This is a genomic window from Ralstonia mojiangensis, assembly GCF_023955645.1.
Lineage (GTDB): Bacteria > Pseudomonadota > Gammaproteobacteria > Burkholderiales > Burkholderiaceae > Ralstonia > Ralstonia mojiangensis.
This window is the reverse complement of record NZ_JAMXHU010000001.1, coordinates 559,907-582,245: the sequence shown is the minus strand read 5'-3', so window position 1 is coordinate 582,245 and position 22,339 is coordinate 559,907. Positions and strand designations below refer to the sequence as shown.

Here is a 22,339-nt window from a genome sequence, read left to right as displayed (position 1 = left end):
AAGTAAGCAAAAGAAAGGCGCGCCCGAGATGGCGACCCACTCCTTGAATTTCTGTCGCAGAGAGGGGAAGGGAAAAACTCGCTTCGCTCAGACAGTTTCCCTTCCTTTTTCCTCTCTGCAACAGAAATTCAAGGCGCCATCTAGGGCAGGAACGTCAAAGGCCAAACCGGCGGTGGGCCGACGTGTGCGTGGTAGGCAACGCACGCCGGATGCGGGGATTGATTTGTCCGCCGGGCGAAGTTCCGTGCGTGAGCGGCGGGTGACGCAGCGCCGCTTGCTTGCCGCTAGCTCGCCCCGAGCCTGAAGACGCTCACTGCGCGGCGCAGGTTCCCGGACTGCTCCTGCATCGCTTGCGCTGCGGCGGCGGACTCTTCCACCAGCGCTGCGTTCTGCTGCGTCACCTGGTCAATCTGACTGATTGCCTGGCTCACCTGCTCGAGGTTTTGGCTTTGCTCGTCCGACGCCACCGCAATTTCAGCAATGATGCTCGACACGCCTTCAATGGCCACACTCACGCGGGCCATCGCGGCATTCACGCCCGACGCCTGCTCGGAGCTGAGTTCAACTTTTCCGGTGGATGCCTCGATCAGCTCCTTCACTTCCTTCGCAGCCCCTGATGCGCGTTGCGCCAGCGATCGCACCTCGCCTGCCACCACGGCAAACCCCCTGCCCTGTTCGCCGGCACGCGCGGCCTCCACGGCGGCATTGAGTGCCAGGATGTTGGTCTGGAACGCAATACCCTCGATCAAGCCGGTGATCTCGGCAATCTTCTTGGAGGCCGTGCTGACCTCGCTAACCGTTTGCACCATCGCGGTGACTTCAGCGCGTCCGGCTTCCGTCATCTCTCTCGCGCTTGCCGCGAGCGACGTGGCTTGACGCGCGTTATCGGCGTTCCGCTTGACTGCCTCGGTCAGCTCCGTCGTGCTGGCTGCCGTCTCCTCGATCGAAGCCGCCTGTTGCTCGGTGCGCGTGGACAGATCCATGTTGCCTGCCGCAATCTGGCCTGCGGCGCCCGCCACCGACTCGGTTGCACTGCGGATACTTCCCACCGTACCCACCAGTTGCTGCGTCATGTCAGCCAGGGCTTGCAACAGCTTGCCCGTCTCATCCTTCGAGTTGGCAGCGGCCACGCTCGACAGATCCCCTGCTGCCACACGGCTTGCGATACCAACCGCCACATGCAATGGCCGCGTGATGCTCACGGTCAGGAAATAGGCAAAGACAAGGCCAAGCACCAAGATCAGCCCTTCCAGCACCATCAGCAACGTGCGGCTCTTTGCGGCGCTGGCGTCGATGTCCTTCGCGATATCGTCGATGGTGCGGCGCTGCACTTCCAGCAGCTGACGCATGATGTCTTGGTACGCGTTGGAACCTGGCACGAAGACCTGGTCAAGCACCCGCTGAGCCTCGTCTGGATTGCCCGCCGCCTTGGCCGCGTTGATGGCATCCCGCGCGGTCAGATAGCCTTTGCGCAGCTCGCCGATCTTGGCAAACAGCGTCTTCTCTTCCTCGGTGGACAGCAGCGCTTCCACCTTCTTCTGGTACTCGCCCGATGCCTTTGATGAAGCCGCCGCCTCTTGCGCAAAATACGGCCCCAGTGTGGGGTCGGCGCTCTTGGCAACCGCAATCGTGCGGCGGATGCCGACGACCAGATTGGCATACCAATCGCCAATCAGGCGTTCCTTGAGCAGCGGCTCATTCATCATGGCCCGCGTGGCTGTCGCGGCATTGTCCAGACGCCAGATGGCAATGGCGGTGATGGCGACGGAAAACGCCAGCACAACGGCAAATCCGAAGGCAAGGCGCTTGCCGATTCCCATGTTCCTGATGAGCTGCATTCTGTTCCGTTCCCTTCGCCACCCGCGTGGCCACTTGGTCTGCTGACGCTCTCCGCCGATGCTTCGTCAGCTGTATAGCAGTCCGGTGGTGAATTCAGCGCCGGAGCGGCAGCCAAGCGATGCGCAATAGAGAAAACAAATCGGCCAAGAAATCTTGATCGGGCTGAGGGCCGCGAGCAACCATCCCCTCAAAGCGGCCCTTCTCTCTATCGGATCGAAGTGGAGAATCTGAACCCACGTCTAGCGGACGGTGTCCGCTCAGACAACTTCGGGGAGATGCCCGGGACACGACAGATCGCCTAGATCGGCAGACGCGTCGTCTGCTTGATGCGCTTGAGCGGGATCTCGGTTTCCACGTTGCGCACCCCTTTTATCTTCGTCAGCGTCTCCATCTGGAAGCGCTGATAGTCATCGAGATCCCGGGCGATCACGCGCAAGAGATAGTCATAGCTGCCCGCCATCAAATGGCATTCGAGCACCTCGGGCGCATTCTCGATCTCGCGTGCGAAGTGCTCAACCGTTGCCTTGTCCTGACGCTCCAGGGTGACTCTGACAAACGCCGTGAACTTCAGATCGACGGCTGCCGGGTTCAGCAGTGCAACGTAGCCGGCGATGACACCGTGCTGTTCTAGCAGATGAACCCGGCGCAGGCAGGGCGTTGCCGAGAGCCCCACCTGTTCTGAGAGCTGGGCATTCGTCTGGTTCGAATCGCGTTGCAGAGATCGAAGAATGCGTTTGTCGATCGCATCAAGCTTGGCTTCCATATTTGGCTATCTATTACCTTTTTTGTAGACATTTACTCCAATTTGGTTGGCAAGAATAGCTAGATATGCAGCCAATCTCTACCGCGATGTCCCCATAATTTGAGGGCGCGGACGGCCCGCAAGCACGGCCACGTCGCAGACATGCGCGGCGCAACGTCTGCCTACTTCACTCAGGAGCTCTGCTTATGTCGCATCTGTCATGGCTGCCGTTCGTGGCAACATCCCTGCTCATCATCCTGACGCCGGGGCAGGATATGGTGCTCGTGATGTCACGCACGCTCACCCACGGAACACGGTCCGGCCTTGTCACCGCAGCGGGTGTCAGCGTCGGGCTGACGGTGCACACCGTGCTGGCCACGCTTGGCTTGGGCGCCCTGCTCCAGGCATCCGAATGGGTATTTACCGCACTGAAGCTGGTCGGCGCGCTCTACCTGCTCTATCTGGGTATCGCGCTGTTCCGCTCATCGGGCGAGCTTGCGCTTGCGCACAGTCACGGTGCGCCGGAATCGGCATTGCGCGCGTTCTCTCAAGGCGCGCTATCCAACATGTCGAATCCCAAGATCGCGCTGTTCTATCTCGCCTTCCTGCCGCAGTTCGTTCCCGCCGATGCGGCACAACCAACGCTTTCCGTCTTCACGCTGGGTCTTGCGTTTGCGTGCCTGACATTTCTTGTCAAAGGTCCGGTGGCGATATTCGCGGGGCTGCTCTCGAACTGGTTTCGCCATAATCCGCGGTTCCTTGCACGGGTGCACCGGACGAGCGGCATCGTCATGATCGGGTTGGGGCTGAAACTCGCGTTTGAGCCACGCCACTGAGTGCGGCTGCCGACCGCCGGTTCCAGAGCTCCATCGCCCGAGTCAAAGGCTCGGGCTGTCGAGCTCAGAACCTCATCCGCCGAGCAAAAAGCTCCGACCGTCGAGCTCAGAGCTCCATTCGCCGAGCAAAAAGCTCCGACCGTCGAGCTCAGAGCTCCATCCGCCGAGCAAAAAGCTCCGACCGTCGAGCTCAGAGCTCCATCCGCCGAGCAAAAAGCTTCAGCCGTCGAGCTCAAAGCTCCATCCGCCGAGCAAAAAGCTTCATGGTGTTGCTGCAAAAAGCAGCACGCGCAGAGCAAAAAGCCTCGCGGCTGGCGCTTGGGGCGCGGTGCGCGAGGCTTGAAGGGTCGTGAACGGGGGTTGAGGTGTCGCGGGCCGGGTTCCGGACGGCAGCGGAGGCTGTCGGCCAGCCTTATTGCAACATGAACGTCTCGTACTCCAGCCGATCCAGCTTCCGGTCGAGGATCACCAGGCTCGCCATCACAACCAACAGCAGCGACACGGCAAATCCGTATCCGTACCAGGCCGGCCCGAGCTGCAACGTCATCCACGTCAACACGCCGTTGAGCGCCACAAACGCCGCCGTCAGCGCCAGCACAACGCGGCGCCGGTCCAGGTAGAAGAAGATGTTCACCACGCCCAGAAACACCACCTGCAAGCTCGCGGCAATGGTGTCGACATACAGCAGCGGCAGATACAGCTCGGAAATCTGCAGCGCGCGCAGCACCGACGCACCCACGGCAAACAGCACCAGTGCGGCCATCGCCTGAATCTTCACGATCTCGTACAGGCCGGCGCGAATGGTCTGCACCATCGTGTTGCGCATGTCTTCGATGTGCTCAAGCGATGCCCCGCCCCGCACGGCGTCATAGAAGGCGTCGTAGTACTCGACAAAGTCGGTCTCGATGCGCACCAGGAACACCGCCATGCCGGGAATGATGCCGAGGTACGCCAGGAACACTGGAATGTCGTAGATGACCGACGCGTGCAGCGGCCCGATCACCTGCTGCCCCGTGCCCGGTGCGTACCAGAACATGAACTTGTCGAGCCAGATGCCGAGGTTGTAGAGCAACCCGATCAACATGAGCGACGGATACGCAAACCGCTTGTCGAACACCTCGAACGACAGGAAGCGACGCCCGCTGAAGTTGCGGTAGATGAGCGCGGCCATGCCGATCAGCAGGCACAGCTGCCCCGTGACGAAGCCCAGCAGCAGCCCTTCCAGCCCCAGCCGGTTGAACAGCAGCGCCAGCAGCACGGTGAGCGTGTAGCCGACGAGGAAGATCCACACGATGGCCTTGTACTGCTTCATGCCCGACAAGAAGATCACCGCGATCCAGATGTTGGCCATGACCACGAAACCGGCCAGCATCAGCAGCCGGTAGATGGCCGATTGCTGCGGAAACGCAAACACGATGACGAGCAGCCCCAACCCGCCCGCGACGAGCGTCATCACGAGCGACACAGCGTGGTAGTTGGGCAGGATCAGGTCGTCGCGCTTCTCGAACAGACGGTCGGACGTAAAGCGCGTGAAGGCAAGCTGCAGCGGCCCCGTCAGGATCAGGCTGACCGCAATCAGGTAGGTGACCGACACCTGGAACTGCGTGATGAGCGAGCCGGGAATCACGAACGGCAGGCTCAGGATACCGATCAGCAGAATCCCGACGATGGAGAGAATCCACGGCCCGGAACTGATGATGCCGGCGTAGGTGTAGGCGCGCAGCAGCCCGAGCAGGCTGTCGCGCTTGAGCATCTTGCGCAGCTCAAAACCAATGCCGGCCATTAGCGGGCTCCCTCATCTGGCTTGTTCTGCTGAGCGTGGTGCGGGCAGGCCGCCGCAGCGACAGAAGCGGCCTTGGCGCCGTGCTCGGTACTCAGGTCGGGCAACGTCTGCAGGCGCGTATACAGCTCGCGGTAGCTGCCGACCATCATCTCTTGCGTGTAGTAGCGCTCGACGCGAGCGATGCCGGCTGCCTGCGCTGCATGCCAGCGCGTTTCATCACGCAGCAGCGTCAGCACTTCAGCCGCCAGGGCGGCCGGATCGGCAATGCGCACCACGGCGCCGGCCGCGCCCAATGCCGCGTCTTCACCGTCCAGGCCGAACAGCAGTTGCCGGCACGAACCCACATCCGTGGTGACGGACGGCACGCCCGCGGCAAACCCTTCCAGCACCACCAGCGGCAGCGCCTCGCTGATGGAACTCAGCACCAGCACGCCCACCTTCGGCAGGATGTCGTCGATCTTCTGGAAGCCCAGGAACTTGATGCGGTCGCCCAGGCCCAGGCTCTCGGCCAGGCTGTGGCATTCCTGCGCGTATTCCGGGTCTTCGTCTTCCGGGCCGGCAATCCAGCCTTCCGCATCGGGCATCTCGCGCGTGATGGTCAACATCGCGCGGATGAACGTCTTCACGTCCTTGATCGGCACCACCCGGCCGATCAGGCACATCACGCGCGGCACGCTGACCTGTCGCTTCTCGCGCAGCGCAGCCAGGCGCGGCAGGTTGATGCCGTTCGGGATGCTGCGCGTCTTCTCTGCCGGTGCGCCGTCAATGACCTGCCGCTGCCGATTGCCTTCATATAGCGCGACGATGTCTTCGGCCGCGTCGTAGCAGACACGGCCCATGGTTTCGAAAAAGCGCACCCACAGATCGCGGAAGTAGCTGATCTGCGCGATGTCCTTTTCGAAGATGCTGCGGTTGTCCCGAATCCACTGGCTCTGGAACAGGTCGATCTTCCGTTCCTTGGTGTAGATGCCGTGCTCCGACACCAGCAGCGGACGCCCGCGCCTGTAGCGCAGCAGCGCGCCCAGGAAACCCGCATAGCCGGTCGAGATGGTGTGGAACACCTTCACCGGGATGAGGTTTTCGGCAATGCGCACGAGCTGCCACAGCGGCTTGTGCATGATGCGCACGGTCCAGAAGTAGTCCGTGAACGACGGGTCGGTGCAATAGCGCCGGTAGTAGTCCGTCATCATGTCCCAGGCGCGGTGGCTGTAGAGGAACTGTTCCTCGGCCAGCGGGCCATCGTCGCGCAGGTCGGCAATCGAGGCGCGAATCAACTCGGCCGTCTCTTCCTTGTTGGCCGGATTGCGCAACGCGTCGTGCAGCTTGCGCGAGCGCTCGAACGCTGCGGTATCACCGCCGCTGGCCTGCACCAGCGGCGGCGGCGGAAAGTCGTACAGGTAGTGGCACTCCAGGTGCACCACGTTGTCGGGAATGGCGTAGACGGGCTTGCCGTAATCCTCACGGCGGCTGCCGATGAAGACGATGGCAAAGCGGATGTCCGGAAACGCCCGGATCATCTGGTTGACCCAGCTCGACACCCCGCCGCTCACGTAGGGAAAGGTCCCTTCGAGCAGCAGCGCAACGTCGGCAGACTGGGCGCGCGGAAAGTGGTCGTTGCTCATGATGTCCAGTAGCGCAACAGCGGGCGCAGCAACGGCAGCGGAGAACGGCTGGAGAACTGCGCCAGCGCCGCACGCGCGCCGGCATAGTCACCGCGCAGGTAGCAGGCTTCGGCCAGCGGAGGCAGCAGGCGGTCACGCGGGAAGCCGAGGGATTGCGCACGGCGCAGGTGGGACTCGGCCACATCGGGCTCGCGGCGCGACAGGGCAAGCCGGCCGCGCATGTACCACAGCGCGGCGTTGTCGGGCTGGATATCGAGCGCGGCGCTGGCGTAGCGTTCGACCTGCTCGGCGGTGTAGCGGTACACGTCGCCCTGCACGAGGTTCTGGTAGATCAGTTCCCAATACAGGTCGGCCAGGCGCTTGTTGATGTCGTAACGCGCCTCGGGCGTGGTGGCTTCTTCCAGGCGCGGCAGTTCGGCCAGGATCTTTTGCGTGAGCACCTTCTCGGCGTTGTCGAGCATGCCGTAGGCGAGCAGGCGGATATCGTCCACCGGATCGGCCAGCAGGTCGCGCAGCACGGGGCTGGCTGTGCGCGTGGGCATCGACTGCATGGCCACCAGCGCGGTCATGCGGCTTTGCACCGGCGCGCGCTCGTTGTTGAGCTGCGCACGCAGCCGCGCGCCGCCGCCATGCGTTACGCGCGAGATCAAATGCGCAACAAACACCGGCAGGCCCACATCGGCGATGTCCTTGTCGTCTTCGGGCCTGGGGAACAGCTTGGCGAGCAGCAGGCTGCCGAGCACCAGCAGGGAACCCGCCACCGGCACGAAAAAGCACAGCGCCGTCAGGTAGCCATACGTCCACACGAACGGCACGCGGTAGCGGCGCGGCAGCAGGCGCCAGGCTGCCAGGCCAATCAGCGCCGCGGCGGTGCCCTGCAGCATCAGGCACGACAGCAGCAGCGCAAGGCTGTTGCCGGCATGCAGTGCCATCACCACTGCCGCGATCTGGGCCGAGATGCCGCCGAGCGTGAGCTTAAACATGGTCAACCTGCATGGCCGTCCGCCCCTATCCCTCGAGATGGCAGCGCGCGAGGAAGCGCTGCAGCGCTTCGCCCGGATGCTCGCCGGTCACATGCAACGTCTGCACGCTGATGCGCCCGCCCTCGAAATCCACGCCAAACTGCGCGCGCAAGCTGTCTTCAATACGCACCAGATACGCCGACACGGCACCCGCGCCCGACAGCGGCATCAGCGTGATGATGGCGCGACGGTTCTTGCCGCTCGCCTGCCACACAACGTCGAGCGCACGGCGGCTGCGCACCACGCTCTCGAACAGCGCGTCGCTGGTCTCGTCCTGATCGAAGATGAGCGCCACCACCGACGAATCGATGCCGGTATCGCGATGCAGCCGCGCCAGCCGGCCGAGATCGAGCGCGAACTCGTACGGCGCGTCGGGCACGAGATCCAGAATCTCGGAGCTGACGGTGAGGTGGCGCACGCCGTCGGCGTAGTAGCCAAGCAGCACAAGCAGGAACTGCAGGTTTTCGTACGACAGCGAGAGGAACGGCATCTGCTGTACGACCACCAGGCCGATCAGCTCATCCGCGCCCGAGAGCACCGGCGCGCACGCCACGTAGCGTGAGCCGTCTTCGGGGTTGTTCACATTCCGCAGCTCGGGCGCCTGTGGGTGGCCCAGCGTGTGGGTGTCGATGCAATGGCGGATCAACGGATCATCGGCAACGATGTCGAACGGCGTGCCCACGCGGGCCACCGGTTCGGTATCGATGCGGTTGCCCGTTACGCGCACCATGGCCGCCACTTCCAGTTGGCAAGCCTGCGCCGTCCATTGCAGGAACGGCTCGGCGCCGGGCAGTTGCGCCACGTCAGGCGCGTTGTCGCCCGTGCCGTGCTCGCGCGCGGCCAGCGCGATATTGCGCAGCTGCGTGAGCGTGTCGCGCAGCGTGGTCGGCTTGGCCAGCAGGTCGTTCTCCAGACGCTCGTGCGAGAGGCGCAGCAGGAAGTGGTTCTTGGTGAGCGCCGACAGCCGGTCGTTCAGGTAACCGTTGACGGTGCGAGCGCGCGACAACCGCGCACCCCAGATGTCGCCGTACTGCCCGCCGATCAGCACGAGCATCAGCCCGCCCAGGAAGTACATGCGCGGGAAACTGCCGGCAGCGGCCGTCTGTCCGTAGAACACGGCCCAGGCGCCCAGCACTACCAGCGCTGCGAGCGCGCCGAGCAGCGTGCCGTAGCGCAGCGCCAGGATGAGCGGCACCAGCCAGATCCACGGAAAGCCATGGCCGAGCAGCAGCGGGTTGTCCGGCACGAACAACCAGACGACGCCAATGGCCACCACCACCGCGCCCAGCGTTTCAAGCACCGCGCTCGGGCTGGACACGGCGGGCGCAATCAGGCGCCCATACCAGGTCGACGCGCCAATGCCCTGCGCGTTGCGCCGGCGCTCGGTTCGCCCACCCTGGCCGCGCGTATCGGCGGCGGCGCGGCCGGCCGATTGAGCGGATCCTGCCGACCCGGTTTTCATCAGCCTCGGCCCAGCGGCGAAAGCAGCTCGCGCAGCAGCTTCTGCGCCACCGCCGACACGGCATCGCGGCTCCAGCCAGTGCGGCTGCCCGCTGCACTCCAGATCACGTTGCCGGTCTGCACGTCAATCACCTGCAGCGTGATGCCGACGGCGGGCTCGCCATCCACGCCGACCTTGTAGCGCCATTCATCCACGGCGCCGGTAAGGGCATAGCGGGCCTTCTCGCCGCGCGCCCAATCCAGCGCGCGCGATACGGCCTCGCGCTCGGCGGGCTCGAACAGCGACTCGCTGTTCAGGTTGGCCGGATACTGCTTCAGGTTGGTGAAACCACGCGCCTTGAGGATGCTTGCGGCAATCGTCTCCGCACGCAGGCCGGCCTGCGGGGTTTCGGTGTAGTTGACGATGGGCAGCACCACCCACGCATCCGACGCGCTGGTCGCCGGCGCACGTGCGCTGTCGACCACCGCGCAGGCGGACAACGCCAGCGCCGCACCAACGCCCGCTGCCAGCGCCAGCCAGCGCCGGCGGCCGGCTTTCATCTTGTTGATCAAGGGTGTCATCGCGTTCTCCCTGGAGTCTTCCGTTGTGTGCTTCATGTCGTTTCTTCCCCGTTGTCTTGTTCTTGCTTGTCGTTAGTACAGCCAGCGGTAGCGCAGGCCGATCTCCGTCATGGGCGCGGTACCGGCGCGCGTGATGGAGGCATGGCTGAACACCAGCGCCAGATGGTCGTTGCCAAACACGCTGCCGGCCACCCCCAGCTGGAGTTGCGTGCCCCACCCTTCGCGGTTGTCGTGCAGCAGCCCGACATCCATGAACGGGCGCCACGCACGCGTATAGCGATCAAGGTAGTCCGTGCCAAAGCCGAACAGCAGCCCGAACTGCGTAAACGACTGCGGCATGAAGGCGGTGGCATCGGGCGCCGTATCGCCGGTGGCCGCTGCAGGCAAGAGCCGTCCCAGCAACGCGCTTGGCGAGCCCGAGGCGCTGTAGTTCGCACGCGTGCCGACCACGCGGATCGTGTAATCGGGGTACTCCACGCGGAAGCGGTAGCCGGCTTCGGCGTCGAACACCATGCCGCTGCCGAGGAACGAACGGTCCTGACCGTAGAAGCGGTTGCCCTCGATGCGCGCGCGGATGTATTCACGCTGCGTCAGGCGCCAGTTGCCGCCGATCGACACCAGATCCTTCACGCCGCCCACGCGCAATTGCGTGGTTTCGTCGGCCGGCTGGTTGCGACCGACCGACAGCTCGGTGCCAAACGGGCCGGTCTGCCCCAGCAAGCCATCCAGCCGGAACGCGTAGAACGACGCCAGCCCCTGGCGCCAGCCCACCGTGCCCTTCCACTGGCTGTCTTGCGTCTGGTACTGCGAGATCCAGTCGACGCGGCGGTCCTGCGCGGGCACGCCCGTCAGTTGCGTCTCATCGGTCGAACGCTGGTTCCGCTGCGTGGCGCGCACCAGCATGCTGTAGTGATCGGTCAGGCGGATACCGGCGGCAGCGCTGCTTTCAAAGTAAGTGAGCGGCGCCTGCTTGAACCAGGTTTCGCGCGGCTCCAGCGCCTGCGCGTTCGTCAGCAGGGTTTCCTGCAGCCGCTGGTGGATCTGCTCGTCGTCGGGTGCGGTCGTCAGGCCTTCGAACGACAGGCGCTGCGCCTCACCCAGGCGGTCGGTGAGCGTGTTTGCATCGATGCGGTTGTAGAGCGGGATGCGGTCGGGCGTGTCGTCCAGCAGGCGGTTGAGCGTTTGCAGGTCGCGCTCGGCCAGGGCGATGGAGATTTCGGCATAGGCCGGCCGCGTCATGCGGCGTGTGTATTGCTGCAGCAGCCACGCGCGCGCCAGATCGTTCGCCTCCCGCGACAGCGCCCAGCCCAGCGCCGCTTCCTTGGCCACGGCAGAGACAAGCTGGTCGCTCACGCGGGCGTTCTTGCGCTTGTCTGCGGGGGCTTCGGGCGGCTCCGGTGGCAACGTATCGATGTCGCCCAGCTCCGATTTGTGCACGGTGGCGCTGCCGCCTTCGCGGGCCTGCTGTGTGGCGCGGCGGTCATCGCGCAGCAGTTCGATCAGCAAGCGCTGCGCGAGATCGCCCGAGCCAAACGTCTGCGCCAGCGCGATGCGGCGGGCGCGCAGTTCAGTGCGAGCGCCATCTTCAAGCGGTAAGGCGTCGTTGTTTGCAGCGTTACTGCCCACGACGACACGCGTACCAACGCGGCGGTTGGCCGAGGCCTTGTCCTTGCCGGTTGCAGCATCCACACCGTCGGCACCGTCAGCGCCCTCGGCACGCCACAGCAGCCACCAAGCCTCGCGGCGCAGGCGCCAGGCCGCGTCGGCTTGCCCGGCCATTTCGCGCGCATCGGCATAGGCGAGCAGCCAGAGCGGATCGTTGCGCATCGAATTGCCCTGGCGGCCCAGGAAGCGCAACGCGAGATTGGCATCGAAGAGTTGCAGACCGGCGGCAGCGTACGCGCTCCAGTACGCGGAATCGTTTTCGGCCTCGCCGCGCCACAGGGTCAGCGCGCGCTTGAGTTCATCGTTCTGGCCGGAATCGAGCAGGCCCCACAGGAAGGCGGCTTTCACGTCGCTGCCGGCATCGGGCAACGAGACAGCGCGGCGCAGATCGCGCATGCCGAGATCCCACTGGCCGCTCTGGCGGTAGTACTCGGCGCGGGCGCCGAGCACGCCGGGCGATTGCTCGGCGGCGCGGCGTTGTTCCAGCGTCAGCGAGGCCAGCAGCCCGTCGATGCGGCGGAAGGCACGGGCGCGCGTGTAGTAGTAGATGGCCTGCTGCAACGAGGCCATCGTGCCGCTCTTGCGGAAGGCCAGTTCGGCCAGGCGGCCGGCGTCGATCGGGCTGGCATCGTAGAAATCGATCATGGCCGACAGGTCGTCGGGCTGTGCATTGCCGCCGATCAGCAGCTGGCGATATGCCTCGCGAGAGAGGTCGTCGCGCTGGTTCAGGCGTGCGAGCTGCGCGAACGTGCGCCAGTAGAGATCGTCCGTGGGCGACGCCACCTTGCTGGCGACTTCCATGGCAGAGAGCGCCTGCTCGAACTGCGCCCGCACGTAGAGCATGTTGGCGAGCTTGAGCGCGTAGCGCGCGTTCGGGCCGAACTCCTTCTGCAGGCGCACGTACGTGTCGTAGGCTTGGTCGTCTTTGCCGGCGCGCTCGGCCAGCATGGCGTAGCGCTCGAGAATCGCCTGACGATGCGGGCCCCGCGCAATGCTGTTCAGATAGGCCAGGCCTTCCACCGGCTCGCCCAACCGCTCGTACGCGGCAATCACCTGATCGAGCAGCTTCATGTCGCCGGGCTGGCGGCTGGCCTGATAGCGCAGGCCGGCCAGATAGGCGTGGTCTTCGTTGAGCGCGGGCGCCAGGCGCAGCACGTTCTGCCAGGCCGCATCGTCGCCGGTCGACTGCGCGTAGGCCAGCCAGTACTTCAGCGCAGACATCGGCTGGCGGTTCCACTCCGATACCTGCGCGGCGCGCTCGGTCCAGATCTTCAGGTCCGGGCGCTGGCGCACGGCGGCCTCGGCCACGCGCATGGCGTCGTTCAGGTTGCCGCTGCTCATGAAGACGCGGTATGCGAGGTCGTAATCGTCCGCATTGAACGGCGCGATACCGCGCGCGATGGCTTCGGTGCCGGTGGGCTGGGCGGCGGGTGCAGCGGGTGCGGCCGAATCGTTCACCTTGTCCGCCACGCGCCGGATGCGTGCAGCGTGGCGCTGACGCCGAGCGAGCCCTTCGGGCCCATCCATGAATACCGCGTCCGCCGGGGATGGCAACGGCTCGGGCCGGCCCGCGAATGTCCAGTCCTGCCGGGTTGCGCCTGCGGCCAGGGCAGTGCCCTCCCCCATTTGCCGCCACGACAGATGCAGCAGGCGGCGCGCGTACTGATCGGCCAGATCGGGCCGGTTGCACGCCAGGGCCAGGCGCGTGAGGAAACGCAGCGTTTCGGTGTCGTCGAGGAGCGGACCCGCGCGGCGCTGCGCTTCGGTCATGGCATCGTCGAGCAGGTTGCCGCCTTGCAGCGCCTTGAGCCCGGCGATGAAGTAGCGGCGTTGTTCGTCGAGCGATTTGGCGCTGGCCTGCGCGGCAAAGTTGGCCGCGGCCGCAGCGCGGTATTCGCCCACGCCGAGCGCAATCTCGGCGGTGCGCGCCTGCCATTGCGCGGCGCGTGCCACGTCCTGCCTGGCCAGGCGTTGATAGAACTGCACGGCAATCGCACCCTGGTCCAACGCACGCGCCTTGCCGGCCAGGATCTCCAATTCGGCGGCGGTCCAGCGGTAGTCGAGCGCCTGCTTGAGCAAGCCGCGCAAGTCATTCAGGATCGACGCGCGCCGCGGGTCGTTCGGCTGCAACGCATAGGCACGCTGCTCGCGAATCGCAATATCCAGCAGCAGCGCTTCGCGTTCGAGCGACTTGTCGTGCAGCGCGCGCATGCGGTTGAGCATGGCCTCGGCTTCTTCCAGGCGGCCGGTGCGCACGTATTGCGCGGCCAGCACGCTCAGGAATTCGCCGTCGTTCGGGCGCACGCGTAGCCAGGCTTCGAGGTACGCCACCGACAGGGCATCGACCTTGCCGCCTTCCAGCAGGCGTGCTTCCAGCCGCTCGCGCGGGAACATCAGGGCGAGCGCCAGCCCGATCAGCGCGCCAAGCGTGCCGATCAGCCAGGGCGGAAGCAGCCGTTCGCGCGGTGTCAGGTCAGCAGACCACATCGATACGTTGGTAGGTCACGGATTGGGCGGCAGCGCCGTTCAAGTCAACGCGCACCGTATCGCCTTGTGCACGGGTGGTATGGGCCGGCGCGCCGTTGACCTTCACGCGGCAGGCGCCCACGTTGGCCAGACGGACAAACGGCTTGTAATAGCCACCGGCTTCGAACGACAGGCCGTTGCCGCTGCGCGTGAAATCACGCACAAAGGCCGCGGCTTCAGCAATGTAGGCAGACTTGGCGGGCTCGCCGGCGGGCGCCATGGCAAAGCGTGCGGCGCCATCGTCCAGGTGGATGTAGATACCGCCGGGCGCCTTGTCGTAGCCGACCACGCCCTGGGCATCGGCCAGGCGGGGCGTGCCGGGTGTCATCCAGCGCAGTTCGCGCAAGTCGCCGTTGCCACGAACGATCCAGTTGTCGTCATCGCGGGCGACGGCCATGTCGCGAAAGTCCATCACCTTGGCGACGTATTCCGTGGAGTAGATGGGAAACACCGGTTGCGAGAGCGCATAGTCGTAGTCCTTCTTCAAGGCCTTGAGCGACGCAAGCTTGGTGCCCGAATACATGTGGTAGTAGATGTTGATGGGCTTGAATCGGTACGGCGCGTCCGTCATCTGCATCGTTTCAATCAAGCGTTCAAAGCCGTAGTAAGGCCCGGTCCAGTCATTGGTATAGACGTTTTCGTTCTGATTGGGCGCAAACACCTGGTAAGCGCCGGGGCCCTTGTCGATGCCGATGGAGGCAATGTCCGTCCATGATGGCGAGCTGCGCGTGATGACGGTATCGCCGCCGTTGATGTTGACCACACCGGCCTGCCACGCCATACGCACGGCCACTTCGGGCGGGCGGCAGTCGCCCGACCACTGCAAGACCTTCACGCGCTTGCCGGGGGGTGCCAGACGCTCGTCGATGTAGCGGATGGAGCCGGCGATCTCGCGGTTGAGGCTGAACTTGTAGCCGGGAATGGTCAGCGCGAAGGCGGTATCGCCGCCGCCCGCGTCCTTGCCAGGCCCCGCCGTCGGGCTCTGCACCGTGCGGCTCCAGTCGAACGGGTGCGAATACGTATGGGAGCCCAGCTCGACATACGGCAGCGCAAACATCCTGCGGGCAATGGCTTCCAGCCGCGGCGAAATCTTCGGATACAGGCCCGTCGGGCCCACCTCGCCTTCAATGACGGAAAGCGTGGTCGGAATACGGTATTTGTCCCACACCTCCTGCAGCAGCACCTCGCCCGAATATTCGGGGCCCGGGAATTCCGCACGCGAGGCAAACCCGTCGCCATCCACATGCACGAGCATCAGGCGGCGGCCGTTTTCACTGGTCACGTCGGGGATAGGCATGTCGGGCAACGCCAGCGCGCGGCGCAGGAACTCGATGGGCTGCACCACCCAGCGCGCCTGGTCGATGGTCTCCAGCGAGAACACCGCGAACGGGTACATCACGTAGCCGCCCCAGTCGGTGATGGCGGCGGCGTCAAACTCCTGATTGCCGGACTTCAAGCGCAGCAGCGACTGCGCGGTGGCACCGGCCCGGATGGGCACCGTCTCGCGCGCCAGCGGCCGAGGCGGCATCTCGAAGCCCATGATCCTGTCTTGCGACACCACCGACACCGGCCCGCCATTGCTGCTGCCGGTATTGGCCATGCCACGCACGTACTGCAGGTGCAGCATGTCGGCCAGGCTGCCGTCCACCGGCAGGCCAAAGCGGTTCATGAAGGCAATGCGCACGCCGTCGCGCATGCGGGCGCGCACCCACGCATTGAGCGCCGCAACCTGCTTGACCGGACTCGTGTTCACCCACACCACCACCCCGGCATAGCGGTCGGGCGGCACGTCGGCGGGCAACGGTTGATTGATATCGGCGTATTCGACGTCGTAGCCAAGAAAATTGAGCGGCATGGCGACAAAGCGCACGCCCTCGCTGGTCTCGATGGTGGTGCGCGGGGCACGCTCCTGCAGGATCAGCACCTTGCGCGGCAGCACCTCGATCCGGCCCACCCCGATGGTCGACAACGCCGGATCGGTCACGTAGGGGATCAGGCCCTGCGCCTTGATCCGCTTGGCGGCATTGCGCGCGCAGGCACGGTCAGCCGGCGGGCAGTAGTCAATCGAGATGACGGGCAGGTGGTATTCGTCGCGAATCTTGCGCGCCTGCCCCATCAGCCAGTCGCGGTCGGCGTCGCTCACTTCCTTGTATTGCTTGGCGCCCTGGTCCCAGCCGCGATACAGCGATTCAAACGCTACTGCATACGCCTGGTCGTGCACCTGCGGCAGGATCTCGAAGCCGCGGTTGAAGATCAGCTTGGCGTCGGGGTAGCGCGCCTTGATCGCGCGAATCACGCGCACCATGCCGGCTTCCTGGGCCGCGCGCGAGGCGTCGTCCTTGGCTACGAGCTGGTACGAGTCGAGCGTATCGAGGAAAAAGCCGCGGTAGCCCTTGTCCCACAGCGGCTTGATAACGTGTTCGACATAGAATGCCGGCCACTCGGGCTGGGCCTGGTCGACCACGCGGGAGGCCCACGCGGCGTTGTCGCCAAGCAACCATGACTTGGGCAATTCCTTGAACCAGCTACGGTCGGGCGTGACCTCGCCCAGGCTCACGTAGGCGAACCATTGCGTGCTGGGCGTCTTGAATTGCGACGGGTCGAAGCCGTGGCCCGGCTCCACGACGACCGCATCGAAGGCGCGCAACTGCGCCACGGGCGGTTTGTCGCCGTAGTACCACGCGATGTTCGGCGCGCTGGCCGAGACCGAAGATGCAACCGCAGACACACCGGACCCGGTGGTGGCAGACGTTTGCTGCGCAAACGCCGTACAAGGCATCGACACGATGGCGGCGACAAAAAGCCCTGCCAACCGTGCGATCGTCCCTGCCGTATTCCCCCGTTTCCCCCCGGTGCGCCGCTGTAAACGGCTGAGAACCCACATGAACTGGCACTCCGCTATGCAACTATGTGCATTAATTAGGCCGATCTGCGCCGGCACTGAAGATCGGCGCCTCTCATAACGCCGTACGGAACCGCTATTTTTCTTCCCGGCCGCCGCCCGCAAACGCAGGCCCCGCAAGGCATACCGAGACAATGTGTCCGAAGGTGAAGTATCGCCGATGCCATGGGTACACGGCAAACCACATTTTTGATGGCCGCCCACCCCCCTCGGACATAAACAATTGTTTGAGATCAGCCGCGCACGCCGTGGTTTGACAAAGCGATTGGGGCTGCACCATGATCAGTTGAAGCCACATTTCACGCGACCGGGCAGTTGTCGCTGCGCAACGCCGCGACTTGCCCGGACGGCCCCGCCACCATGTCCGCCCTCATCCTTGCCCTGCTGATCCTGATCAGCGCCTTTTTTTCCGCTTCCGAAATCGCCCTCACGGCGTCGCGGCGCACGCGCCTGCAAACCTTGGCCGACGACGGGGACACCCGCGCCCTGCGCGTGCTGCAACTCAAGGACATGCCGGGCAACTTCTTTACCGTGGTGCAGATCGGGGTGAATGCGGTCGCCATCCTGGCCGGCGTCATCGGCGACAGCCAGATCTCGGGGCCGCTCGCCGCGGCGCTGAGCGACTGGCTGCCAGCTGCCCGCGCGGAACGGATCGCCAGCATCGTCGGCTTCATCATCGTGACGGGGCTGTTCATTCTTTTTGCCGACCTGCTGCCCAAGCGCCTGGCCGTGCTTTACCCCGAGCGCTGCGCGATGTCGATCATCGGCCCGATGCAGTCGTGCCTGCGCGCGCTGCGGCCGGTGGTGTGGCTGTTCAATGGGGCGGCCGACATGTTCCTCAAGCTGTTTGGCGTGCCAACGCACCGCGTCGACCAGATCACCACCGAAGACATCGCCGCCATGGTGGGCGCAGGTGCCGAAGCCGGCGTGCTGCGCAAGCACGAACTGGCCATGATCGAAAACGTATTCGAGCTGGAATCGCGCACCATCACCTCAGTGATGACCGTGCGCGACGAGGTGATCTACTTCACGGTGGACGAACCGGTGGAGTCGATCAAGATGAAGATCATCGCGCAGCCGCACGCGGAATATCTCGTCTGCCGCGAAGACATCGACTCGGTGCTCGGCTTCATCGCGTCCAAGGACATCCTGCAGCAGATCCTGTCGGAAGAGTCCTCCGCCGTGATCCGCAACATCAGCAAGCATTACGACAAGAATCTGCTGGTGCTGCCGGACACGCTCAACCTGTCTCAGGCGCTCACGCGCTTTCGCGAGATGCACGAGCGCTTTGGCGCGGTGGTCAACGAATACGGGCTGGTGGTGGGCGTGGTGACGCTCGACGACATTGTCGGTGCGGTGATGGGCGACATCCTGTATCTGGGCGAAGACGAGCAGATCGTGCGCCGCGATGACGGCTCATGCCTGATCGATGGTGTCACGCCGCTGGGCGACGTCAAACGCGCCTTCGACCTCGACGACCTGCCCGGCGAACACCACGTTGAAACCCTTGCCGGGCTGGTCATCTACGCCCTCAAGCGCATTCCCAAGAAGAGTGAAACCGTCGACATCGGGCCGCTGCATATTGAAGTGCTCGATATCGACAACCACCGGATCGATCAGTTGCTGGTGTCGCGACGCATCGATCCACCGGCAGGGGCCGTGCCCTCGGCGTCGTGAGCGGCAAATACTTCCTTGGCGGCAAACATGCCGTTGAGCGCCGCCGGAAAGCCCGCGTATAGCGCCATCTGCAGGATCGTCTCGGTAATTTCCGTGCGCGTGAGCCCCACGTTGAGCCCGGCCGCAATGTGCACCTTCAACTGCGGTGCCGCGTTGCCCAGCGCCGTGAGCGCGGCAATGGTGGCGATCTCGCGCTCGCGCAGCGTCAGGCCCGGACGGCAGTACACATCCCCAAACCCGAATTCGACGATGTAGCGGCCGAGGTCGGGCGAGATGTCGGCCATGGCCTCGACCACGCGTTCGCCGGCCACATCATCGACTTCCTTCAGCTTTTGCCAGCCCCGTGCGTAACGGTCGTCCTGCAGGTTGGCGTGGTTTGCGGCTTGTGCGGTGTGCGTGTTCGGTGTCATGCGCGTCCTCGTTCGGTTGGCGTTTCGGCTGGCGTTTCGATTTGGAAGATGAGGAAGCAGAGCCTGACGCGTTTTCCACGGCTTCAATCCGAGCCCGGATGCCGTCGTAGACGACGAGTTTGACGCGCAGCACGGCCAGCGTTTCGGCCCGCGCGCGCAGCTCCGCTTCCAGCGCCGCAGCATGCAATTCCAGCAGGCGTTGGCGCGCCGACACACTCTCCAGACTGTCGCCCTGCCGCCGCAGCGCGGCGTACTCCTGCATCTGCGCGATCGGCATGCCGGTATCGCGCAGACGCAGCAGGAACTCAAGCCACGTCATGTCTTCGGCGCGGAAGACACGATGGCCGTTATCGCGCCGCTGCACGCTGTCGAGCAGGCCGATGCGCTCGTAATAGCGCAGCGTATGCGTCGACAGGCCAGTGGCTTCTGCAACTTGGGCGATGGTCAGGAATGTGGTCATGAACGGAGCTTAGAAGTTAGAGTGCACTCTAAGTCAAGCGACTTTACGCGACTTTTTCCGGACCGCACAAAACAAAGCGCCGACCCCCTTGTGAGAGGCCGGCGCCGTGGTGTGCAGAAAAACTGGCGGACCGCCGTGGATCAGCCGCCCACACCGTACGCGCTCTTGTCCTGCTGCTTCGGACGGTGGTCGCGTTTCTTTTTCTTCTTGTGGTGCTGTGCCTTCTTCTCGCCTGCGGCCGGTGCCGATGCTGCAGGTGCCGGCGCAGCGGCGGCCGGCGCAGCGGATGCCGCCGGAGCGGAAGCCTGCGCAAATGCGCCGGCGCTGAAGACTGTAGCCACGAGGGCAGCCAGGAGCTTGTTCATCGTGTTGTCCTTATAGAAGAGACTGGTTTGTGGCGCGTTCCGGTATCGGGTGGAGCGGGACCCAATGCGCTCCCACGCCTGCTGTGCAATGCGCGGCTCGACATCGAAATGATCCGCGCATCACCACGCAGTGTGGTGTAGGCCCTACCGGTTGTCCACCCGAAGCCTGACAGTACGCCCATGCGCGCGGCATGGCCTTGATGTGTCTCAACCCAATCGCAACAGACTTTTCGGTAGCCGCGAAACGTGCCTTGTTACGCGCGCTTACACCGTGGGCAGAACGCTTACAAACGGCGGTCAGCGCGCTCTCAATGTGAGACGTTTTTGGAGGCATGGATCGCAAATGGGACGAGATCCATGTATCTGGAGTCCCAACATCCCGCTTGTATCTGATTAAGGAGTCTCACATGAAAGTCGCTCAATCTCTGGCCGCTCTGATCGTTGCTGGTGCCTTCGCAGCCCCCGTGTTCGCAGCTGGCACCGCCTCCGCACCGGCCGCGGCACCTGCACCGGCTGCGACCGCTGCAGCGACGACCACCGATGCCGCTTCGGCACCGAAGGCTGAAGCCAAGCACGAGAAGAAGCACGCTCACAAGAAGGCCCACAAGGCTGCAGCCAAGTCGGAAGCCAAGACCGACGCTTCGGCGCCGAAGGCTGATGCGCCCGCCAAGCAATAAGGCAGTCGCGCCATAAAGAACGCCGGGACACTCCCGGCGTTTTTTTCTAGCGCGAACCGAATCAGTGCAGATGCGGCAGACGCTTCGTGCCTTCGATCTGCACGGCTTGCAGTTCGTGCGGCTTGAGACCCAGCTCGCTGAGGATCGTCGGGGCGATCTGGTTGGTGTCGACGCGTTCGTCCACGATGCCAGCGTTGACACCTGCACCCCACACCACGATCGGGACGTGCCGATTTTCCGGACGGAAGCCGCCGTGCTCCGCGATCTTCGACAGCTTGCTGCCGGCCCACACCGTGCCCTGCTGCGCGATACCGACGACATCCGGATCGCGGTCATCGCTGGGCTTCACGCCAAAGAAGTCGGCCACTTCCTCGCCCACCACAAAGCGGCTCGCGCCGGCCTGCGTAAAAGGCTTGGCGACGGCATTGCCCGCCGCATCCGAACCCACGCCTGTACCTGAGTAGCCCAGCAGAAACTGCTTCGTAAACTGCAGCGCGGCCGCAGAGCGGTCGTTCAACCACAGCAGGATGCCGTCGTCGTCCATCGCGTGTGCCACGAGGTGCGGCTTGGTCGCATCCTTGCAGGTCGCGGCGTACTTTTCCCAAGCGCAGTTGAGCGCGTCGATCATGTCGCCGTCGTTGACAATCGTAAGGTCTGCGCGGCTGTTAGGTGACTGGCCGTGCTTGGCCGAAACGATCACCACCGTGTTGGATGGGTCGGCCGCCTTGACCAGCTCGCCCAGCTTGTTGTCGACGAAGGTGAGCGCGCTTTGCAGGACCACGCCCGGCACCGTGCCATTGTTGGTGTAGCCACCCAGGCCGCCCGACACCTTGTTGGCAGTATTGGATGGGTCCGGGTAATACGCCGACTTGTTCAGCTTCTGCGCGGTCGATACGGCCTGGAAGTTCATGCCTAGAATGGCGGGCACGCCCGGCTTGCCGTTGCCGGCGTGGTCGTGGCCGGCGAGCCAGTTCAACACGGCCTGCACCTTGAAGCTGTCGTAACGCTGCGTATTTGTATTGTCTTTCGTCCAGTCGGCTCCTGGGCCGGCCGGCAGCGACGGGTCGGTCACGGAGCTGTTGATCTCCGGCGCGAACAGATCATCGATACCCTGGCCGCTCGGTCCGTTGAGGATTTCGTACGCGGCATGCTTGTCCGACCAGGCCGTATGCAAGCCATGCTTGCGCGCCACTTCGAACACCGTGTTGACCTTCAGATACTGGTGCGGATACACCGGCGCGCAGGTAACGGGCGATACCGGTAGAAGAGCCGGATCGATCACGTCCTGCGCGCGGCTCGTCAGCTGCGAGATCTTCGAGAGATCAGCATACAGGCCCGCGATGCCCTGGCCGCTGTCGAGGCGGCTCGGGTCTTTCGCGATGACTTCGGCATAGAAAACTTCAGCACCCGGCTTGGTGGTGTGGCAGTTGGCGGCCGTCGTGCCGGCCGGGAGCAGGCTGCGGCTGTAAGCGTCGTCGTAGTAGATGCCGGTGGTCTTGGGGTTGCCGCCGGTCACCTGGCCGACCATGCCCGGAAACGAGTCAGACGGAAACGGTGTGCGGGCATTGCGGTAGCTCACGCCCTGGCGCACGAGGCGCGCCAGCGTGGAGCCCGGATGGTTGCCGACGTACCAGTCAAGATCCGCCTGATGCAAGCCATCGACCGAGATCAGCAGGACATGCCTGGCGTGCGCGTGGTGCGCATCATCGTCATCGGCGTAAGCATGCGTCGACAGACCACATGCCAGCGTGGAAAGCACGGCAACAGCAAGAGTTTTCTGGGGGGACACGG

Annotated in this window: 16 protein-coding genes; 3 read left to right on the top strand and 13 right to left on the bottom strand. The window is 64.4% G+C overall.

Annotated elements, in window-relative coordinates:
* Positions 1–284: 284 nt before the first annotated feature.
* Complete coding sequence (locus NG898_RS02710) at positions 285–1,838, bottom strand: methyl-accepting chemotaxis protein (RefSeq protein ID WP_252690972.1); 1,554 nt, start codon at positions 1,836–1,838, stop codon at positions 285–287.
* Positions 1,839–2,137: 299 nt separating this feature from the next.
* Positions 2,138–2,602 (bottom strand): Lrp/AsnC family transcriptional regulator, encoded by a 465-nt coding sequence (locus NG898_RS02705; RefSeq protein WP_252690971.1) that lies wholly within the window; start codon positions 2,600–2,602, stop codon positions 2,138–2,140.
* A 185-nt stretch (positions 2,603–2,787) separates the two neighbouring features.
* Here NG898_RS02705 and NG898_RS02700 point away from each other — a divergent pair, with 185 nt between their 5' ends.
* On the top strand, positions 2,788–3,417 hold the full coding sequence (locus NG898_RS02700) for a LysE family translocator (RefSeq protein WP_252690970.1): 630 nt from the start codon (positions 2,788–2,790) through the stop codon (positions 3,415–3,417).
* A gap of 412 nt (positions 3,418–3,829) precedes the next feature.
* Here the strand turns inward: NG898_RS02700 and pelG are convergent, their stop codons facing one another.
* The 7 genes from pelG to NG898_RS02665 form a co-directional block, all read right to left on the bottom strand.
* Positions 3,830–5,200, bottom strand: coding sequence for an exopolysaccharide Pel transporter PelG (pelG, locus tag NG898_RS02695; RefSeq protein WP_252690969.1), 1,371 nt, complete (start codon positions 5,198–5,200; stop codon positions 3,830–3,832).
* A complete protein-coding gene (pelF, locus tag NG898_RS02690; protein WP_252690968.1) occupies positions 5,200–6,822 on the bottom strand; it encodes a GT4 family glycosyltransferase PelF in 1,623 nt (540 codons plus the stop codon). The genes pelG and pelF overlap by 1 nt, the downstream gene beginning before the upstream one ends.
* Positions 6,819–7,805 carry a tetratricopeptide repeat protein gene (locus tag NG898_RS02685; RefSeq protein ID WP_252690967.1) on the bottom strand — a complete coding sequence of 329 codons (987 nt, stop codon included), beginning with the start codon at positions 7,803–7,805 and terminating at the stop codon, positions 6,819–6,821. Before NG898_RS02685 ends, pelF begins: the two co-directional genes overlap by 4 nt.
* A gap of 25 nt (positions 7,806–7,830) precedes the next feature.
* Complete coding sequence (locus NG898_RS02680; RefSeq protein WP_252690966.1) at positions 7,831–9,306, bottom strand: PelD GGDEF domain-containing protein; 1,476 nt, start codon at positions 9,304–9,306, stop codon at positions 7,831–7,833.
* The gene (locus NG898_RS02675; RefSeq protein WP_252690965.1) at positions 9,306–9,866 is read right to left on the bottom strand and encodes a penicillin-binding protein activator LpoB; all 561 of its coding nucleotides are present in this window, start codon (positions 9,864–9,866) and stop codon (positions 9,306–9,308) included. The genes NG898_RS02680 and NG898_RS02675 overlap by 1 nt, the downstream gene beginning before the upstream one ends.
* A gap of 72 nt (positions 9,867–9,938) precedes the next feature.
* Entirely contained in the window at positions 9,939–14,018 is a 4,080-nt protein-coding gene (locus NG898_RS02670; protein WP_252690964.1) for a tetratricopeptide repeat protein, read from the bottom strand.
* Positions 14,005–16,836, bottom strand: coding sequence for a bifunctional glycoside hydrolase/polysaccharide deacetylase family protein (locus NG898_RS02665; RefSeq protein ID WP_252691611.1), 2,832 nt, complete (start codon positions 16,834–16,836; stop codon positions 14,005–14,007). Before NG898_RS02665 ends, NG898_RS02670 begins: the two co-directional genes overlap by 14 nt.
* A gap of 483 nt (positions 16,837–17,319) precedes the next feature.
* Between NG898_RS02665 and paeA the strand changes: the two genes are divergently transcribed.
* Positions 17,320–18,636, top strand: coding sequence for a polyamine export protein PaeA (gene paeA / locus NG898_RS02660; RefSeq protein WP_252690963.1), 1,317 nt, complete (start codon positions 17,320–17,322; stop codon positions 18,634–18,636).
* Here paeA and NG898_RS02655 read toward each other — a convergent pair.
* The 3 genes from NG898_RS02655 to NG898_RS02645 all read right to left on the bottom strand — a co-directional run bounded on the left by NG898_RS02655 (position 18,576) and on the right by NG898_RS02645 (position 19,871).
* A complete protein-coding gene (locus NG898_RS02655) occupies positions 18,576–19,046 on the bottom strand; it encodes a carboxymuconolactone decarboxylase family protein (protein ID WP_252690962.1) in 471 nt (156 codons plus the stop codon). The two genes, paeA and NG898_RS02655, sit on opposite strands and share 61 nt — an antisense overlap.
* Positions 18,949–19,506: a MerR family transcriptional regulator gene (locus tag NG898_RS02650; RefSeq protein ID WP_252690961.1), complete on the bottom strand. Its 558-nt coding sequence runs from the start codon at positions 19,504–19,506 to the stop codon at positions 18,949–18,951. Before NG898_RS02650 ends, NG898_RS02655 begins: the two co-directional genes overlap by 98 nt.
* 140 nt (positions 19,507–19,646) lie before the next feature.
* Complete coding sequence (locus NG898_RS02645; RefSeq protein WP_252690960.1) at positions 19,647–19,871, bottom strand: signal peptidase; 225 nt, start codon at positions 19,869–19,871, stop codon at positions 19,647–19,649.
* 407 nt (positions 19,872–20,278) lie between these two features.
* Between NG898_RS02645 and NG898_RS02640 the strand changes: the two genes are divergently transcribed.
* Complete coding sequence (locus NG898_RS02640) at positions 20,279–20,548, top strand: hypothetical protein (protein ID WP_252690959.1); 270 nt, start codon at positions 20,279–20,281, stop codon at positions 20,546–20,548.
* 61 nt (positions 20,549–20,609) lie between these two features.
* Here the strand turns inward: NG898_RS02640 and NG898_RS02635 are convergent, their stop codons facing one another.
* The gene (locus NG898_RS02635) at positions 20,610–22,337 is read right to left on the bottom strand and encodes an alkaline phosphatase family protein (RefSeq protein WP_252690958.1); all 1,728 of its coding nucleotides are present in this window, start codon (positions 22,335–22,337) and stop codon (positions 20,610–20,612) included.
* Between the last annotated feature and the right edge of the window lie 2 nt (positions 22,338–22,339).

Excerpts from the sequence above, each read along its gene's own strand:
- NG898_RS02710 (WP_252690972.1), bottom strand. The coding sequence starts at position 1,838 with ATGCAGCTCATCAGGAACATGGGAATCGGCAAGCGCCTTGCCTTCGGA.
- NG898_RS02705 (WP_252690971.1), bottom strand. The coding sequence starts at position 2,602 with ATGGAAGCCAAGCTTGATGCGATCGACAAACGCATTCTTCGATCTCTG.
- NG898_RS02700 (WP_252690970.1), top strand. The coding sequence starts at position 2,788 with ATGTCGCATCTGTCATGGCTGCCGTTCGTGGCAACATCCCTGCTCATC.
- pelG (WP_252690969.1), bottom strand. The coding sequence starts at position 5,200 with ATGGCCGGCATTGGTTTTGAGCTGCGCAAGATGCTCAAGCGCGACAGC.
- pelF (WP_252690968.1), bottom strand. The coding sequence starts at position 6,822 with ATGAGCAACGACCACTTTCCGCGCGCCCAGTCTGCCGACGTTGCGCTG.
- NG898_RS02685 (WP_252690967.1), bottom strand. The coding sequence starts at position 7,805 with ATGTTTAAGCTCACGCTCGGCGGCATCTCGGCCCAGATCGCGGCAGTG.
- NG898_RS02680 (WP_252690966.1), bottom strand. The coding sequence starts at position 9,306 with ATGAAAACCGGGTCGGCAGGATCCGCTCAATCGGCCGGCCGCGCCGCC.
- NG898_RS02675 (WP_252690965.1), bottom strand. The coding sequence starts at position 9,866 with ATGACACCCTTGATCAACAAGATGAAAGCCGGCCGCCGGCGCTGGCTG.
- NG898_RS02670 (WP_252690964.1), bottom strand. The coding sequence starts at position 14,018 with ATGTGGTCTGCTGACCTGACACCGCGCGAACGGCTGCTTCCGCCCTGG.
- NG898_RS02665 (WP_252691611.1), bottom strand. The coding sequence starts at position 16,836 with ATGCCTTGTACGGCGTTTGCGCAGCAAACGTCTGCCACCACCGGGTCC.
- paeA (WP_252690963.1), top strand. The coding sequence starts at position 17,320 with ATGTCCGCCCTCATCCTTGCCCTGCTGATCCTGATCAGCGCCTTTTTT.
- NG898_RS02655 (WP_252690962.1), bottom strand. The coding sequence starts at position 19,046 with ATGACACCGAACACGCACACCGCACAAGCCGCAAACCACGCCAACCTG.
- NG898_RS02650 (WP_252690961.1), bottom strand. The coding sequence starts at position 19,506 with ATGACCACATTCCTGACCATCGCCCAAGTTGCAGAAGCCACTGGCCTG.
- NG898_RS02645 (WP_252690960.1), bottom strand. The coding sequence starts at position 19,871 with ATGAACAAGCTCCTGGCTGCCCTCGTGGCTACAGTCTTCAGCGCCGGC.
- NG898_RS02640 (WP_252690959.1), top strand. The coding sequence starts at position 20,279 with ATGAAAGTCGCTCAATCTCTGGCCGCTCTGATCGTTGCTGGTGCCTTC.